Below are 16,201 nucleotides of genomic sequence, written 5' to 3' on the forward strand. Positions count from 1 at the left end.
TGGACAATTGATAATGGACAATTGGCAAGAGAGGTCCTTTCGTCAACTTAAAAGAAATCGTATGGAAGAATTGAACGAACAACAAAATAGCTCTGTTTCCTATACCGAGGAGAACATCCGCCACCTGAGCGATATGGAACATGTACGTACCCGTCCGGGTATGTATATTGGTCGTTTGGGAGACGGTTCACAAGCCGAAGACGGTATTTATGTGTTGCTCAAGGAAGTACTCGACAACAGTATTGACGAGTTCAAGATGGGAGCAGGAAAGCGGATTGATATCCAGATGGAGGACAATCTGCGCGTATCGGTGCGCGACTACGGTCGAGGTATTCCTTTGGGAAGCCTTGTCGATGCGGTGTCGATGCTGAATACCGGAGGTAAATATGATACAAAGGCATTCAAGAAGAGTGTCGGTCTGAATGGAGTAGGTGCCAAGGCTGTCAATGCGCTGAGTGCCCGCTTTGTGGCACGCAGTGTGCGCGACGGACAGATGCGTGAGGCTATATTCGAAAAAGGTAACCTTATTAGCGATGTAACCAAACCTACCGATGAGGAGCGTGGTACTTATATCTTTTTCGAACCCGACAATACACTGTTTCTGAATTATCACTTCCGTCCGGAATTCATCGAAACCATGTTGCGTAATTACACGTATCTGAATACCGGTTTGTCCATTTATTATAACCATCATCGTATTGTCAGCCGTAACGGGTTGGAAGACTTGCTGAACGATAATATGACAGCGCAGGGATTGTATCCTATTATCCATCTGAAGGATGAGGATATTGAGATTGCCTTTACTCATAGTCCGCAATATGGTGAAGAATATTACTCGTTTGTAAACGGACAGCATACTACACAGGGTGGTACACATCAGAGTGCGTTCAAGGAACATATCGCACGTACCATCAAGGAGTTTTACGGAAAGAACCTGGAGTTTCAGGATATTCGTAACGGGCTGGTGGGAGCCATTGCCATTAATGTGATTGAGCCTACATTCGAAAGTCAGACCAAGATTAAGTTGGGTTCGCTGACTATGGCACCGGAGAAAGACTCCGATGGAAATCCGTATCCGCTTTCCGGAATCAGTGTCAATAAGTTCATTGGCGACTTTATCAAGGAAAAGGTAGACAACTATCTGCATCAGCATACCGATGTGGCAGAAATCCTGCTACAGAAGATTCAGGAGTCGGAAAAAGAGCGTAAAGCCATTGCCGGTGTGACCAAGATAGCTCGCGAGCGTGCCAAAAAGGCCAATTTGCACAACCGTAAATTGCGCGACTGCCGTGTACATCTGAATGATGTAAAAGGAGCCAAGAAAGACGAGGATGACGACCCGCGTCTGGAAAGTTCTATCTTTATTACCGAGGGAGATTCTGCAAGTGGTTCTATTACCAAGAGCCGCGATGTCAATACGCAGGCAGTATTCAGTTTGCGCGGTAAACCGCTCAACTCTTACGGACTGACCAAGAAGGTGGTGTACGAGAACGAAGAATTCAACCTTTTGCAGGCTGCTCTGAATATTGAAGACGGACTGGACGGTTTGCGTTATAATAAAGTAATTGTAGCAACCGATGCCGATGTCGACGGTATGCATATTCGTCTGCTGATGATTACTTTCTTCCTTCAGTTCTTCCCCGATTTGATAAAGAAAGGGCATGTATACATCCTGCAGACCCCTCTGTTCCGTGTGCGCAACCGTAAAAAAGGAGTATACGAAACGATTTACTGTTATTCGGAAGACGAACGCCTGGCGGCTATCGAGAAGCTGGGACCTAATCCGGAAATCACCCGATTCAAAGGTTTGGGAGAAATTTCGCCGGATGAATTCCGTAACTTCATTGGCAAAGATATGCGTCTGGAGCAGGTTACCTTGCGCAAAACCGATGCTGTGAAAGAATTGTTGGCTTTCTATATGGGTAAGAATACCATGGAACGTCAGAATTTTATTATTGATAACCTGGTAGTAGAAGAAGATATTGTTTGAAAATGAAAAGAGCCATATTTCCCGGTACATTCGATCCGTTTACTATCGGGCATTATTCTGTAGTGCAGCGTGCACTGACCTTTATGGATGAGGTAATTATCAGTATTGGTATCAATGAAAGCAAACGGACCTGTTTTCCTACGGAAAAGAGAGTAGAAATGATTCGGAAACTCTATGCGAATGAACCTCGTGTAAAGGTGGAAGCCTACAATGGGCTGACCGTCGACTTTGCTTTGCAACATGAAGCAAAAGTCATCATTCGTGGTATCCGTACCGTGCGCGATTTCGAGTACGAAGAAACCATTGCCGATATCAACCGTAAACTTTCGGGTATTGAAACCATTCTGCTTTTTACAGAACCGGAACTTACTTCAGTAAGCTCCACTATCGTTCGCGAGCTTCTTCAGTTCGGAAAAGACGTAACCCCTTTCTTGCCGGAGGGCATGGATATTAATTTGTAGTAGATAAAATAATCTTGTGAGGTAATATTCCTCAAGAAATGTAAAATGACTTTTTATGTATCATTACATTTCTTGAGGAATTTTTTTGTGTCTTTATATTATTTTATTTAAATTGGCGGCTCTTTTGAAATAGAAAGTAATATTAATGTTGGCTTGTGTTGTTTAATTATTAATTAATATCGACTATTTATTTACTATTCGTTGTTTTATTTCGTGTAATATTAATTATCTGTTATGTACAATAGATGTAAACTTTTTTAGATAAATTAAATTAAGGAGGAAGTGGATTTATGAAGAAGAAACACATTGGTGCCGACAAGCATCGTAGATTGCTGTTTGGGGGGATGGCTGTACTCACGTTTATGACTTGTACGAATATTCCTTTGGAAGTACAAGCAAGTGGTTTAAATTCTGTAAATAGTATATCAATTGATAAAACATTAACTGTAAAAGGTTGTGTTACTGATGAGAATGGAGAACCCATTATAGGTGCCAACGTAATTGTGAAAGGAACAGGACGTGGTACGATAACCGATATTGATGGAAAGTATGTATTGAAAGTAGCTCCAGGTGAAACATTGGTTTTTTCTTTTGTTGGAATGGAGAACAAGGAGATAAAAGTAAAATCTTCTCAAACAGTCATCAATGTCGAAATGAGTTCCAATACTACCATGTTGGAAGATGTGGTAGTAACTGGTTACCAGACTTTATCGAAAGAACGTGCAACAGGTGCTTACTCGGTATTGACAGAGAAGAGCACAAAGGGAAAATTGGAGACTAATATTATGTCTCGTATTGAAGGAATGGTGGCTGGTATCAATCGTACTGCAAACAGCGATGAATCCATAGTCATTCGTGGTATTACCACTATTAATGAAAAAACAACTCCTCTTTATGTGGTAGATGGCATGCCTTTTGAAGGTGATTTGTCTTCTATAAACCCTTCTGACGTACAAAATATAACAGTGCTGAAAGATGCTGCAGCAAGTTCTATTTATGGTGCGAGAGCAGCAAATGGAGTTATTGTAATTACAACCAAGCGTGGTCAGCAGGGTAAAACCCGTGTAACTTATGATGGAAGTGTAAAGTTTACTCCCAAACCCGATTTGGACTATTTGAATTTAATGAGTAGCTCTGAATTGGTGGATATGCAGATAGAGGGATTCAATTACTATCATACAGATTATGAAAACCTTAATAAGCGAAGTTCTTTAAATCCTGTAGTTTCTTTGCTTTATCAACATGAACAAGGGCAATTGTCCGATCAGCAACTTGCGGATGCATTAGTGCCTTATCGTACGTTGGATAACCGGAAACAGATGGAAGATGAATTTGCCCGGGTAGGTATTGTACACCAGCATAATGTGTCTATTTCAGGTGGAACAGAAAAGAACCGCTATATAGCATCTGTCAATTATACCGGTGACTATGGTAATCAAAGATATCAAAGTTCCAGCCGCTTGGGTTTCAATGTAAAGGATGATATGCAGTTCTTTAATTGGCTGTCGGCATATGTGGGTGTTTCCGGTAGTTTTACAAAAAGCAAGGGAGATACAGGAGCAGAAAGCAGCTATGTGTCTTTGATGCAAAGCTATCCCAGTTACTATATGCTAAGAGATGAGGCTGGAAATGCTTTGAACTGGCAGACAGGAAAATCTGATTATGAATTGAATCGTTTGCTCTCCATTGGATTGATGGACGAACACTACAATCCGATTAATAACCGTTCGTTGGAAAACTATGAAAACAACAGCAACTATTATCGTATTTTTGCAGGTTTGAATTTTAAATTGATGGAAGGTCTTACATTTGACTTGAAATATCAGACAGAAAGTACTTTTAGCAAGAATCGTACATTGTACAATGGCGAGTCTTATCAAGTCAGAAGTATGGTAAATAATGCTGCTCAATACGATGCCGCAAGTCAGACGCTTACTTTGAATATACCTAAAGGCGGGCAGTTGTCGGAAAACAGAGGAGATATTTATGCTTATACATTACGTGGTCAGTTGAACTTCAATCGTATTTTTAAAGAAAAACATAATGTAACAGCCTTGGCGGGTGCAGAACGCAGATTGGTTCGTTCATCTTCTACCAATGCTTATTATTTAGGTTACGATGATAATAGTCTGGCATTTACTCCTATCAATCCATTGATATTTGAGCCTTTGAACGGAACAGAATCTTTGAATGGTTATTTTAATTGGAGTTATACTGACTATAATTATTTGCGATACGATGAAGACCGTTATGTATCATTTTATTTAAATGGTTCTTATACGTACGACGAACGTTATGCTTTGACAGCAAGTATGCGTATAGACCAGTCCAATTTATTTGGTACTGATCCTAAATATCAGTATCGTCCTTTATGGTCTGTCGGAGGAAGCTGGCAGTTGGGTAACGAAGAGTTTATGAAAGACCAGGAATGGATTGACCGCTTGAATGTACGTCTTACATACGGTATTGGTGGTAATGTTCCCAAGAGTGCAGGTCCTTATTTGAGTATTGAAAATACAGGTTATAATAGTTGGGTAAACGGTATTGGTTCTACTATTTCCAATCCGCCCAATGATCAGTTGCGTTGGGAGAAGACATCTTCTACCAATGTGGGTGTTGACTTTTCAATTTTCCGTTCCCGTTTAAGTGGTAGTATTGATTTCTATCATAAATATACTACAGACTTGTTAGGATATCGTAATGCAGATCCTACATTGGGTTGGTCTACTTTGTTGCAGAACTATGGTACTATGTACAACCGTGGTGTAGAAATTTCTTTGCAAAGTATTAATCTTGAAACTAAAGACTTTACTTGGGGTACTAATTTTACGTTTAGTTATAACAAGAACAAACTGCTTAATCTGGAAGGAACAAAGGAAAGTGTATTCAATTACTCTGCTTACAATGTAGCTGCAGTAGGTTATCCGTTGAACAGTTTGTTCAGTTACCGGTATGCAGGACTAAGCCCGGAAGATGGTAGTGTGTTGGTATACGACAAGGATGGAAACAAAGTTTCTCAGGTAAGTTCTGTAGAAGATTTGGTTTATTCCGGTACACGTACTCCGAAGTATTCGGCATCGTTGAAGAACTTCTTCCGTTATAAAGACTTTGATTTGTCTTTCATGTTCGTGTACTATGGAGGTCATGTAATGCGTGACATCACTTCTTCTTATCTGTCTGGTGCTCCTAGTGCCAATTTGAATCGTGTAAACTTGAATCATTGGAGAAAACCGGGAGATGAAAATATTCCGGGAGTTGGACCGGCATTCAACCGTAATATGTATTATACCAATGCTCAGGCATGGTATTCTGCCGATGTACACGTCAAACGTGCCGATTATATTAAACTTCGTGACATTTCTCTTAGCTATAATTTGCCTAAGAAATGGTTACGTAAATATGCAATAGAGTCTGCTTCTGTGATTTGTCAGATAAGCAACGCATGGTGGTGGGCTGCCAACGGTGATATTGATCCGGAAGCTTATTCAGCTACGGGTGGTTATGGAAGAGGTCAATTGACATTGCCTAACCCTACTACTTATACATTAGGTTTATCTGTTAATTTTTAATTGAATACTCTTATGAATAAAAAAATATTGTTTTTAGGGGCTGCTTTATGTTTCTCCCTTACAGCTTGTAATGATTTCTTGGATATTAAGCCCAAAGGAATTGTCATTCCTGAAACATGTGATGACTATGAAGCATTGCTCAATGATGCTCAATTGATGAAAGCTTCAGAATCTTATCCTATTTATATGACCGATGACATTCTTCTTTTCGAAGATGATGATATGACAGGAGGATTCAACGGTATGGAGCTTCCTCAGCAGCGCTTGTATACCTTCGATTCCAAGGTATTTGGAGATGGAGAAGATGATGGCTTGTGGAATTATTCTTATCAGCGCATTTATACCTATAATGTAATAATCTCGGATATAATGCAGTCTACCGGTTCTACGGAGAAACATAAAAAGGAAGTGTTGGCCGAAGCGCTGGTTGGACGTGCTTTTGAATATCTGACACTGGTCAATGCCTATGCAAAACATTATGATCCCCAAACAGCTTCTACGGATTTGGGAGTGCCTCTGAGCTTGGATAAAGACATTAATAAAACCAATTTGACTCGTGCTACCGTTCAGGAGGTGTACGACCAGATAAAAAGCGATTTGGATCAGGCTGCCCCTAATTTGCCCGATCGTCCATTACTCAATGCCTATCGTGCTTCCAAACCTGTAGGTTATGGTATGCTTGCCCGTATGTATCTGTATATGGGCGATTATCAGAAAGCATTGGACAATGCCCGTCTTTCGTTGGAGAACAACTCTTCGTTATTGGATTTGCGTCAATACAATGTCGTTAATCCGGAACAATACTTCGGCCGTACCGATTTGCCTCGGGAATTGGCAGACAGCCCGGAAAACATCTATATTCGTAAGATGCCTTATGTATATGGTGTCAACGCTTCCGTATATGGTTCCGAGGATTTATTGTCCCTCTACGATCAGGAGAACGACAAGCGTTTCTTGCTCTATTTTACAAGAAGGCTGGGTACTGTAACCTGTGAAGCAGATCTGTATGCTCCCTATGTAAGTTTCAATGTAGCGATGGGTACTCCCGAAATCTATCTGATTGCAGCAGAGTGTGAGGCTCGTATCGGATCGAAAGACCAAGCAATGAACTATATCAATACCTTGCGCGACAACCGTATTCTGAACAATAAAGCATTAAGTGCAAAAGACAATGCCGAAGCATTGCGTATTGTGTTGGAAGAAAGAAGGCGAGAGTTGACAATGGTGGGATGTACACGTCTGATTGACTTGAAACGCTTGAACCGCGAGCCGGAATTTGCAAAAACAATCACTCATACAATCAATGGAACAGCATACAAACTTGAGCCTAATTCACCCAAGTATGTATTGCCTATACCGCCTACCGTATTGCGTTACAATCCGAATATGCCGGATAATCCTAGAGACTGACATAAAAATAAGATTTTGATATGAAAATAAAATACTGGAGTATGGGAGTTGTATCGGCATTGCTGATCAGTGGATGCCAGATGCAATCTCCTGTACTGGAGGGAACATTAGATGCCATACAGGCTGATTCGTTATACCTTTATCAGGTTACAAACGATTGGTATGGAACATTGGAAAAAGAAGCTGCCATACCGGTAAAAGACGGAACCTTTACATATTCTCTGGACAGTTTGAAGTCTGGTTTGTATGCACTGGCTTTAGAGAATCAGGAAATGTCCCGGGTCACTCATTTTGCAAAGCTCTTTATTGAACCTGTACCCATGAAGGTTACCGTACGTCAAGGCGATTACGAGGAACTGGATTTACAGGTCGAAGGTTCTTCTTTGAACGAACGGTATACATCTTTTGTACACGGATTGAACGTTGCAGGCAATAAGGTAATGCTGGATTCGTTAGACCGTGCTTTCTATGCTGCACGCGATAAAGGTGATACAGCACTGATGGCAAAGATTAAAACAGAGTCTATGCCTTATTACGACAAGAGCAGAGAACAGTCCCGCCTGTTTATTGACCAGGCTATATTAAAGGAACAGCATACCGCCTTTGGACTTTATCTGTATTATACTTACCGTTTTCAGAATCAAACATTCAATACGGTAGGAGCAATCGATACAGTATTTCAGCATTTGCAGGAATATCCGGATGAGGCCCGTCAGATGGTGTTCTATTCTCGTATTACCGATACTTTGGAACGCTTCAGAAAGTGCGCCATAGGAAGCAAAGCCCCCTTTATTGAAGGAGTCGATGCCAATGGCAAGCAAGTTTCTTTAGACAACTTCAAAGGCCGTTATGTATTGGTCGATTTCTGGAGTTCCGGATGTCATTGGTGCCGCCTGGAAACCCCTCATCTTCAGAAAGTATACGATGCCTTTAAAGATAAGAACTTTACCATACTGGGAGTTTCTTCCGATTACAGTAAAGAAGACTGGTTAAGGGCTATAGACGAAGATAAAAGTTTCTGGAATCAGATTATAGTACCGAGAAAAGAAATCCGTCCTTTGATGGAACGTTATTGCATTGTAGGAATCCCTCATATCATATTGGTAGATCCCTCCGGAGTAATTATTGCAAAAGATTTGCGTGGCGAAGATATATATCAAACAGTAGAATCATACATTCAAAAGAAATAATCGATAAGATGAAAAAGATTGCTTATTTTTTAGCTATGGGAACCATAGCCTTTGCAGCCTGTACAGAGCAGGCAAAAGAACAGCCCACTACAGTCCATTTAAAAGGTCAGCTCATTGATATGGGCAGTACAGAAGTAACCATGAAATACGATGGTGCGGCAAGTATGTTGGGCGACAGTCGCGATATACATTTGATAACCGATGCAGAAGGCCGTTTCGATACAATTGTTACCATTACCGAACCTACTTACTATTCCATCAGCCGCAATACATTATATCTCACCCCAGGCGATGATATGACTGTAAAAATAACTCCCAACAATAAAGAAGCAGAATTTCAGGGAAAAGGAGCAATAGCCAATAATTATATGAAGTATCGTCTGTTCCCTAAAGGAGGCTCCTTTTTAGAGGCAGGACGAAATTTAAGAAAAGACTTTGCTTCCACCAAAGCATTGGTAGACAGTCTGGCTCAGGTACGTCAGCAGCAGTTAGATGCACTCGACAGCGTTTCTTCCGAGTTCAAGGAACTGGAAACAATGCGTATCAAAGCCGATGTATTAAATAGCTATATCAGTTATGCCGGTTATTCTGGTATGATGTATAAAGCCAAGACCAGAGAGGAAGCCAAGGCTATGTATGATGAATTTAGAAGCCAGCTTACCCCTTATGTACAACCTATTTTTTCACAGCTTAATCAAGACAAATATCTTGATGTAGCAGTAGTACGCGATGTGTTGGGATACATAGCAGGCGAGTCTGATACAGAGTGGGGAAAAGGTATAACATTGTCTGCCAAGACCCAAGAACTCTACGATGCAGAGAAATATGTTGATATTTTAAGAAAAGAAATCAATACACAGATAGCAGACAGTGTCCGCCAATACATTGCTACAATGAAGCATGCAGAATTTGCTACAGAAGTAGAAGCGAAGCTGAAACAGGCTTCCCGATTACTTCCCGGACAGCTAGCCTTCGATATCGAGATGAAAGATGTAAACGGTAAGGTATGCCATTTAAGCGACTTGAAAGGAAAGGTTTTATATGTAGATTTATGGGCAACATGGTGCGGTCCGTGTTGTGCCGAATCTCCTCATTTCGAGTCACTGAGTAAAGAATACCAGGGAAAAGACATCGTTTTTGTACCGATTTCTACCGATACAAATAAAAAAGCCTGGTTAGATTATATCAAGATGCACAAGAAAGAGCTGACACAGTATAACACAGTCGATCCCAACATCCGCAGTCAGTGGGGTGTACTCTATATACCCCGTTTTCTGGTCATCGGCAAAGACTTCAAGATTATCAATGCTTATGCACCGGTACCTTCCGATAAAGCCAATATCAAGGCACTGCTGGATGCTGCTCTTGCCCAGAATTAATCCTTGAAATCATACACAGTCAAAAATGCCATTCCCGACAAGGTATCTTCCTTTGTCCGGAATGGCATTTTTATTTTATTCTCTGTAATATACGCTGCTATTTTGAATTTATTGTACCTTTACGCTCTCACTTCAAGATATAAAAGTATGAAAGCAAGTAAATATCTCTGTTTTTTTCTCTTTTGTTTGTTCAGCCAGATTCTTCTGGCTCAGAATAAACTTCTCGATTCCCCTTCCCGCAAGCTCCAGCTGGCAGAGTTTGCCATAGCCAATTTGTACGTCGATAAGGTAGACGAAGACAAGATGGTGGAAACAGCCATTGTCAGTATGCTGGAACAACTCGATCCACACTCCACTTACTCCAATCCCGAGGAAGTGCGTAAGCTGAACGAACCGTTGCAAGGCAATTTCGACGGCATCGGCATCCAGTTCAATATGGCTACCGATACCCTGTTCGTCATTCAGCCGGTATCCGGAGGTCCATCCGAGAAAGCAGGTATTCTGGCAGGCGACCGTATCATTCAGGTAAACGATACCCTGATAGCAGGTGTCAAGATGAGTACCGAAGAAGTGATGCGCCGCTTGCGTGGAAAGAAAGGAACAGAAGTCAATCTGAAAATTATGCGTAGGGGAGTAGACGAACTGCTTTCGTTTACCGTCAAGCGCGACAAGATACCTGTATACAGTCTGGATGCCTCGTACATGGTTACCGATAAAACAGGCTACATCCGTATCAACCGCTTTGCAGCTACTACGGGAAAAGAATTCTCCGAAGCCCTTTCTTCTTTGCAAAAACAGGGAATGAAAGATCTGATTCTCGATTTGCAAGGCAATGGAGGCGGTTATCTCAATGCTGCTATCGACCTTGCCAACCAGTTTTTGGACAAGAAAGAGCTGATAGTTTACACCGAAGGACGGAGAAACCCCCGTTCCGAGTTCCGTGCCGAAGGAAACGGACGCTTCCGCAAAGGCCGTCTCATTGTATTGGTCGATGAGTTTTCGGCTTCTGCCAGCGAGATTGTGTCGGGTGCGGTGCAAGACTGGGACCGTGGAATGATTGTAGGCCGTCGTACCTTTGGAAAGGGACTGGTGCAACGTCCGGTCGATTTGCCAGACGGCTCTATGATACGCCTTACAGTAGCCCGTTATTACACACCTTCGGGACGCTGCATACAGAAACCCTACGAAAGCATCGAACAATACAACCGCGACTTGATAGACCGTTACAACCGCGGAGAAATGTTGAGTGCAGACAGCATTCATTTTCCCGACTCGCTCAAATATACCACTCATAAGTTGGGACGGACTGTATATGGGGGAGGTGGTATTATGCCCGACTATTTTGTTCCGATAGATACCACGATGTATACCGATTATTATCTGGCTTTGCGCGATAAGGGAGCCATCATGCAACTCAATCTGAAACTGATGGACCGTCATCGTACCGAATGGCTGAAACAGTATAAAACCTTTAAACGCTTTAACAAGGAGTTTCAGATAACTCCTGCCATGCTGGAAGAACTGAAGGAAATAGGTAAGTCTGTGGGAGCCGTTTATAAGGAAGAAGAGTATCAAACCGCTCTTCCTCTTCTCAAAACACAGATGAAGGCATTGATAGCCCGCGATCTTTGGAATATGAGTGAGTACTTCCAGGTGATTCATACACAGAACAGCAGCATGCAAAAAGCCTTGGAATTGCTCCAGAAGCCGGGAATGGATTTCCCTGTGCGTCAATAGATGTTTGGGGTTGAAGAGCATCAAGTGCGCTGGACGTACCTCCCGGTAATTTAAAATACTACTCCTTTCGTATTCTGTACGAAGGGAGTAGTATTTGTTTTATCAATCATCTTTTCATATAGTTTCAAATTCTTTATTCCATTTTTATTTTCAACTTGATATCTAAGAGATTTTGGTCGTCTTCTTCATAAAAGTCTAATACAATTTCTTCTCTACCATCTTGTCTTGTGAGGATGATTATTCCATTTGGATCATCATCAAATTTGAAATCCCAATTAAAAGCAGATAGATTTGGAATCATGTATAATCCACAATTTGTACTTTGGTCCAACCAAATGAAATATGGTACATTTTCATCTTGAGTTATAGAGTGTACAATTTCCTTTAATTTCCTTTTGTCCTCAAAAGGAATTGTTTCTTTGTATACACATAACCAAGATTTATTTCGTGATAAAAAATCATCCGTATCTACGATGCTTAATAGCTGATTGGTTGTAACCTCAGTTTTTAGAATTCGTCTTAGAGTATTTAAATACTCTGGTAGGTAATTGACTTTGCCAAATAATCTTCTTCTTTTCTGTTCGTATGTTTCGTTGTGCATCTATTCCCCGATTAAAGTTAAAGGTAATATTTGTTTTATTTTATAAGGGCGACTTTCGGACGGAGACCATTTGAATTTTTCTTGGAATAAAGCTATTATTTCATTTTGTAAGGTAATAGGAATGGATTGCTTTCTCCATCCTTTGACCGTTATGTCTATAGCATTTCCTTGTCTGTCAATATAGAAATCAATTAGAATTTTTAAAGTATCCATTTTTTCTTTTTTCATAAAAGGCAGGCATCTTTGTCTGATGCTGTCATAAAAAAGTGATTTTTTCATGAGTAAAAGAGGAAAATGCTGTATTATTGTATCGTTTAGCACGTTCTCTCCCTTTGAAATAAACTCTTTTATTTTATCAATAAACAAATGATTGATTTCATAAAGGCTGTCCCTGTATTGTAAACTATGATTTCCTATACATGTAACTTCTACTCCTTTTGGAGTAAACATATAGATTTTGCATCTAACATCAACAGGATATTCAGTTGTGTATTTATCTTTTAGTAACATTTTCTTAAACTCGGTAAGGTATATTGAGTCGCGCAATATGACCTTTTCATAAGGTAAAGAGGACTCAAAATTATTACAGTTGATTCCAATTGTTGTCATGAGATTAAAATCCACATAATGTATAAGAATACTGTCTATATGATGAATTTGTGGAGTTATTGCTTGTAGTTTTAAATTAGCGAAAACGGTCAGTATAAATATAAATAAGGCATTCTTCATAGAGGATGTAAATTAAACTGTGTCAGCAAAGTTAATATTTTATTCGGCAGTGTATCGACAGATTTTAAAAAGATAGCTGCCTAAAATTTAAGCAGCTACCTTTATTATCACGAATGAGTTATATTGGGTTTACTTTCGCTGAATCTTTTCCTTATTTATGTAAGATTAGATATCAATTATCTTTCCATATAGTTTCAAATTCTTCTTTGGATATAAAATGTCCATATCGCCAATTGGTATCATAAAATTTAATTCTGTCGATATTGGAATCTTGATTGCCCGCTGATTCTACAGATAATACAGTTGTGCCATCTTCGGAAAGAGTAAGTCTTTGCTGTAAACTGTCACCCACAAAATGGTAATATAACGTGAGTTCGACGAATTCAGAACAATGCAAGCTGTGTGTCAACCGTTCGTGAAACATTGATACACGGCTTCTTTGGAAAACAACAATATGCAGCAATACCAGAAAGAAGGTTGACGATAAAGTTATCAAAGGCTCTATGCCTTGAATGTTCCACTTGTGCTATATTTTTGAGTTCGTCATTTACGGTTTCGATAATGGCTCGTTTCCTGAGGAGTAGTTTGTCTGAAAGTGTTATCAATGCTCCTTTCATATTGCTTTTCAGTTTGGTTATAAGTTGTATGCCGTTAACGAATAGTCTTTCAAACAGATTCTTGCCGATGTATCCTTTATCACCAACAAGCTTCCCATAGATAAATTCCACAAAAGACTTGTATTCAAGAGGTTTACGGTCATCCACATCTCCGGGAGTAATCATGAAGTTCAGAAGCTCTCCACGCTCGTTGCATATCAGATGCAGTTTGAATCCGAAGAACCAGCCCATGGAACATTTTCCTCTTTGTGCTATTCCCTTGAACGTTTTATGGATATGGATTCTCTGGTTCTTGCATACACGTAAGGGGGTACTGTCAACGAAGCTGATGCTTGTGCACTTGCCCAAAAGCATCTTCTTGATAAACAGAGCCAGAGGGATAGCCACCTCTTTTTCCAGTTCAACAAAACGGTTATAAGAAACAACCTTTGGAAAAAGATGCCGCATATGCTTGCAGACCTTTTCCAGATAGAAATGCTTTAGACAACGGTATCCCGAATCATGAAAAAGAATCAAGATGAGCATGATTTCTGCCTTGGACATGGTGGAATCACGGTGATATTTGCGTTTTTTTACCGGCTTAAGCGTATATTTTGTCATCATGGCATCAAAAAACTTGCAGAATTCATCTGCCATACAAAATAATTCTATAACTTTGCTTTCGGTGATCATAGCGATTATTGTTTGTAAATCTTTGTAATTCAGCACTATAAAGATACAACAATTTTCGCTAATCACCAATTTTACAAGTACTTATAATTCATCGAACTCACGTTAATTAAATACATTTCTATACATGTTTACGGTTAAAAGAATATTGCCATTTATCATCTGTTTTATTTGCATTGCAGCAAATTCACAAGTATCTTTTAGTAAGTTTAAATTTGCCAAAGATTCTCCATTTGGTTGTTGTCCGGGAAGAAAGATGACAGATACAAAGTTCTCTATCACATCTGACATACCAATTAAATATATAAGGGTTCATTATTACGGTATAAACCAAGTTGGCGATGCTGTATCAAGTGATATTGTTGGAGCTGTAAATGCTAATGCAGAACATACAAAACATAGAATTTTGAATCTTACAGGACCTTTTGAACCAGGGAAAAAATATTCAAGATGGGCAAGTGCTACTTTTATTTATCCTATGAAAGTTTCAGCATTTCCTTATCTTTTAGAAATTATTTACATGAATGGTAATAAAGAAGAAATTGAGATAAAAGAAAATAATTTAAAAACTTATTTTCCTTGCATAAAGAAGTGGATTAACGTAAATACGGAGGACGGATACTAATGTAAATAAATATGAACAAGTCTATTTCCTTTATATACCAAATAAAATTTAAAGGAAAAGACTTGTACATGTTTAAGTTTTTTGTTTTCCTCTATTCAATAAGGCAACTTGTGTTTTACTCAATAAATATTCAAGAATTTACCTCCCGGTAATTTAAAATGCTACTCCCTTCGTATTCTGTACGAAGGGAGTAGTATTTGTTTTATCAATCATCTTTCCATATAGTTTCAAATTCTTCTTTGGATATAAAATGGTCATATTCCCAATTGATATCATAAAATTTAATTCTGGCGATATTGGAATCTTGATTGCCCGCTGATTCTACAGATAATACAGTTGTGCCATCTTCGGAAAGAGTAAGTCTTTGCTGTAAACTGTCACCCACAAAATGGTAATATACAATGGTTTTATCTTCTTCTCTTTTCAGGTAACTGTGGTAATCCGGCAATGGTTTCCTTTTTATAATTTCGTATTCTACTTGAGTATAGATATAATATCCGCTTTTCATACGCATTACGATTTCATTGTATGGAAATACACTACCTAATTCTATTAGATTTTCATATTCTTTGGGAAGAGTGCCAATTTTTATGAACGGTTCATTGGCATGCCATATCCACCAGTTCTCAAGAGGATTGAGAGGGATGATAGTCCAAAGTCCGTCTATTTTTTCCGTAGTGTCTCTTTGAGTGTATCCAAACCAGATTTTCTGTAGCCCTTCTAATCCTAATTCCTTTGCTGTCCCTATTTTATACCATGCATTAAAGTAAATTCCCGCTCTTAACACGGTATGTGCATAAAATGCCACCTCATCTTTTATTATATCGTTTATAACGGGTTTATATTCCATGGGATAATGTGTTTTGAACACGCGTATGACAGAGCTGTTCAGTTGAGTCATATCCTTTGCTATGTACTGGAAAAAGCATTTGAATTTTCCTTCAATTTCTGCGCAAAATACATTGCCTATTCTTGTAACGATTCTTTTTGCCATTTTCGAACAGATTTTTTAGTGTGGGAATTATTGATTCATGATATAGTATACGGCATCATAATGATCCAATCGGCAATACAAGCCGTGTTGGAATAAGAGATAAATTATATAATCAATTTCAGGAAATGTCAAATCTTCATTAAACACATTGTCTGAGGTGAATTTTTTGATTATTCCATCTATACCTTCTGTTTCGTATATGGATTTTATATGTGGTATCTCTTTAATTA

12 protein-coding genes and 1 pseudogene are annotated in these 16,201 nt (G+C 39.4%); 8 read left to right on the forward strand and 5 right to left on the reverse strand.

From position 1 onward, the window contains the following. The first annotated feature begins 61 nt into the window (after window positions 1-61). The 7 genes from WKU26_RS09505 to WKU26_RS09535 all read left to right on the forward strand — a co-directional run bounded on the left by WKU26_RS09505 (window position 62) and on the right by WKU26_RS09535 (window position 11,736). Window positions 62-1,990, forward strand: a complete 1,929-nt coding sequence (locus WKU26_RS09505) for a DNA topoisomerase IV subunit B (RefSeq protein WP_340321803.1) — start codon at window positions 62-64, stop codon at window positions 1,988-1,990. 2 nt (window positions 1,991-1,992) lie between these two features. After that, entirely contained in the window at window positions 1,993-2,451 is a 459-nt protein-coding gene (coaD, locus tag WKU26_RS09510; protein WP_340321804.1) for a pantetheine-phosphate adenylyltransferase, read from the forward strand. 290 nt (window positions 2,452-2,741) lie between these two features. Further along, a complete protein-coding gene (locus WKU26_RS09515) occupies window positions 2,742-6,020 on the forward strand; it encodes a SusC/RagA family TonB-linked outer membrane protein (RefSeq protein WP_340321805.1) in 3,279 nt (1,092 codons plus the stop codon). A gap of 12 nt (window positions 6,021-6,032) precedes the next feature. Then, window positions 6,033-7,430 (forward strand): RagB/SusD family nutrient uptake outer membrane protein, encoded by a 1,398-nt coding sequence (locus WKU26_RS09520; RefSeq protein ID WP_340321806.1) that lies wholly within the window; start codon window positions 6,033-6,035, stop codon window positions 7,428-7,430. 20 nt (window positions 7,431-7,450) lie between these two features. After that, a complete protein-coding gene (locus tag WKU26_RS09525) occupies window positions 7,451-8,620 on the forward strand; it encodes a TlpA disulfide reductase family protein (protein WP_340321807.1) in 1,170 nt (389 codons plus the stop codon). An 8-nt stretch (window positions 8,621-8,628) separates the two neighbouring features. Beyond that, entirely contained in the window at window positions 8,629-9,999 is a 1,371-nt protein-coding gene (locus WKU26_RS09530; RefSeq protein ID WP_340321808.1) for a TlpA family protein disulfide reductase, read from the forward strand. Between the two features lie 147 nt (window positions 10,000-10,146). After that, on the forward strand, window positions 10,147-11,736 hold the full coding sequence (locus WKU26_RS09535) for a S41 family peptidase (protein WP_340321809.1): 1,590 nt from the start codon (window positions 10,147-10,149) through the stop codon (window positions 11,734-11,736). A gap of 133 nt (window positions 11,737-11,869) precedes the next feature. On the opposite strand, the gene WKU26_RS09540 is transcribed toward WKU26_RS09535, so the two are convergent. The 3 genes from WKU26_RS09540 to WKU26_RS09550 form a co-directional block, all read right to left on the reverse strand. Continuing rightward, window positions 11,870-12,337 carry a hypothetical protein gene (locus tag WKU26_RS09540; protein WP_340321810.1) on the reverse strand — a complete coding sequence of 156 codons (468 nt, stop codon included), beginning with the start codon at window positions 12,335-12,337 and terminating at the stop codon, window positions 11,870-11,872. Then, window positions 12,338-13,066 carry a hypothetical protein gene (locus WKU26_RS09545; protein WP_340321811.1) on the reverse strand — a complete coding sequence of 243 codons (729 nt, stop codon included), beginning with the start codon at window positions 13,064-13,066 and terminating at the stop codon, window positions 12,338-12,340. A gap of 383 nt (window positions 13,067-13,449) precedes the next feature. Next, window positions 13,450-14,355: an IS982 family transposase gene (locus WKU26_RS09550; RefSeq protein WP_340321812.1), complete on the reverse strand. Its 906-nt coding sequence runs from the start codon at window positions 14,353-14,355 to the stop codon at window positions 13,450-13,452. Window positions 14,356-14,479: 124 nt separating this feature from the next. Between WKU26_RS09550 and WKU26_RS09555 the strand changes: the two genes are divergently transcribed. Further along, entirely contained in the window at window positions 14,480-14,977 is a 498-nt protein-coding gene (locus WKU26_RS09555) for a hypothetical protein (protein WP_340321813.1), read from the forward strand. Between the two features lie 205 nt (window positions 14,978-15,182). Here WKU26_RS09555 and WKU26_RS09560 read toward each other — a convergent pair whose 3' ends face one another. Together WKU26_RS09560 and WKU26_RS09565 are read right to left on the reverse strand one after the other, a co-directional pair. Continuing rightward, window positions 15,183-15,971 (reverse strand): hypothetical protein, encoded by a 789-nt coding sequence (locus WKU26_RS09560; RefSeq protein WP_340321814.1) that lies wholly within the window; start codon window positions 15,969-15,971, stop codon window positions 15,183-15,185. A gap of 27 nt (window positions 15,972-15,998) precedes the next feature. After that, window positions 15,999-16,201, reverse strand: a pseudogene (locus WKU26_RS09565) (hypothetical protein); the annotation flags it as partial.

This window comes from Phocaeicola sp. HCN-40430 (assembly GCF_037890285.1).
GTDB classification, from domain to species: Bacteria; Bacteroidota; Bacteroidia; order Bacteroidales; family Bacteroidaceae; genus Phocaeicola; species Phocaeicola acetigenes.

Excerpts from the sequence above, each read along its gene's own strand:
- WKU26_RS09540 (WP_340321810.1), bottom strand. The coding sequence starts at position 12,337 with ATGCACAACGAAACATACGAACAGAAAAGAAGAAGATTATTTGGCAAA.
- WKU26_RS09560 (WP_340321814.1), bottom strand. The coding sequence starts at position 15,971 with ATGGCAAAAAGAATCGTTACAAGAATAGGCAATGTATTTTGCGCAGAA.
- WKU26_RS09520 (WP_340321806.1), top strand. The coding sequence starts at position 6,033 with ATGAATAAAAAAATATTGTTTTTAGGGGCTGCTTTATGTTTCTCCCTT.
- WKU26_RS09505 (WP_340321803.1), top strand. The coding sequence starts at position 62 with ATGGAAGAATTGAACGAACAACAAAATAGCTCTGTTTCCTATACCGAG.
- coaD (WP_340321804.1), top strand. The coding sequence starts at position 1,993 with ATGAAAAGAGCCATATTTCCCGGTACATTCGATCCGTTTACTATCGGG.
- WKU26_RS09555 (WP_340321813.1), top strand. The coding sequence starts at position 14,480 with ATGTTTACGGTTAAAAGAATATTGCCATTTATCATCTGTTTTATTTGC.
- WKU26_RS09545 (WP_340321811.1), bottom strand. The coding sequence starts at position 13,066 with ATGAAGAATGCCTTATTTATATTTATACTGACCGTTTTCGCTAATTTA.
- WKU26_RS09530 (WP_340321808.1), top strand. The coding sequence starts at position 8,629 with ATGAAAAAGATTGCTTATTTTTTAGCTATGGGAACCATAGCCTTTGCA.
- WKU26_RS09550 (WP_340321812.1), bottom strand. The coding sequence starts at position 14,355 with ATGATCACCGAAAGCAAAGTTATAGAATTATTTTGTATGGCAGATGAA.
- WKU26_RS09515 (WP_340321805.1), top strand. The coding sequence starts at position 2,742 with ATGAAGAAGAAACACATTGGTGCCGACAAGCATCGTAGATTGCTGTTT.
- WKU26_RS09535 (WP_340321809.1), top strand. The coding sequence starts at position 10,147 with ATGAAAGCAAGTAAATATCTCTGTTTTTTTCTCTTTTGTTTGTTCAGC.
- WKU26_RS09525 (WP_340321807.1), top strand. The coding sequence starts at position 7,451 with ATGAAAATAAAATACTGGAGTATGGGAGTTGTATCGGCATTGCTGATC.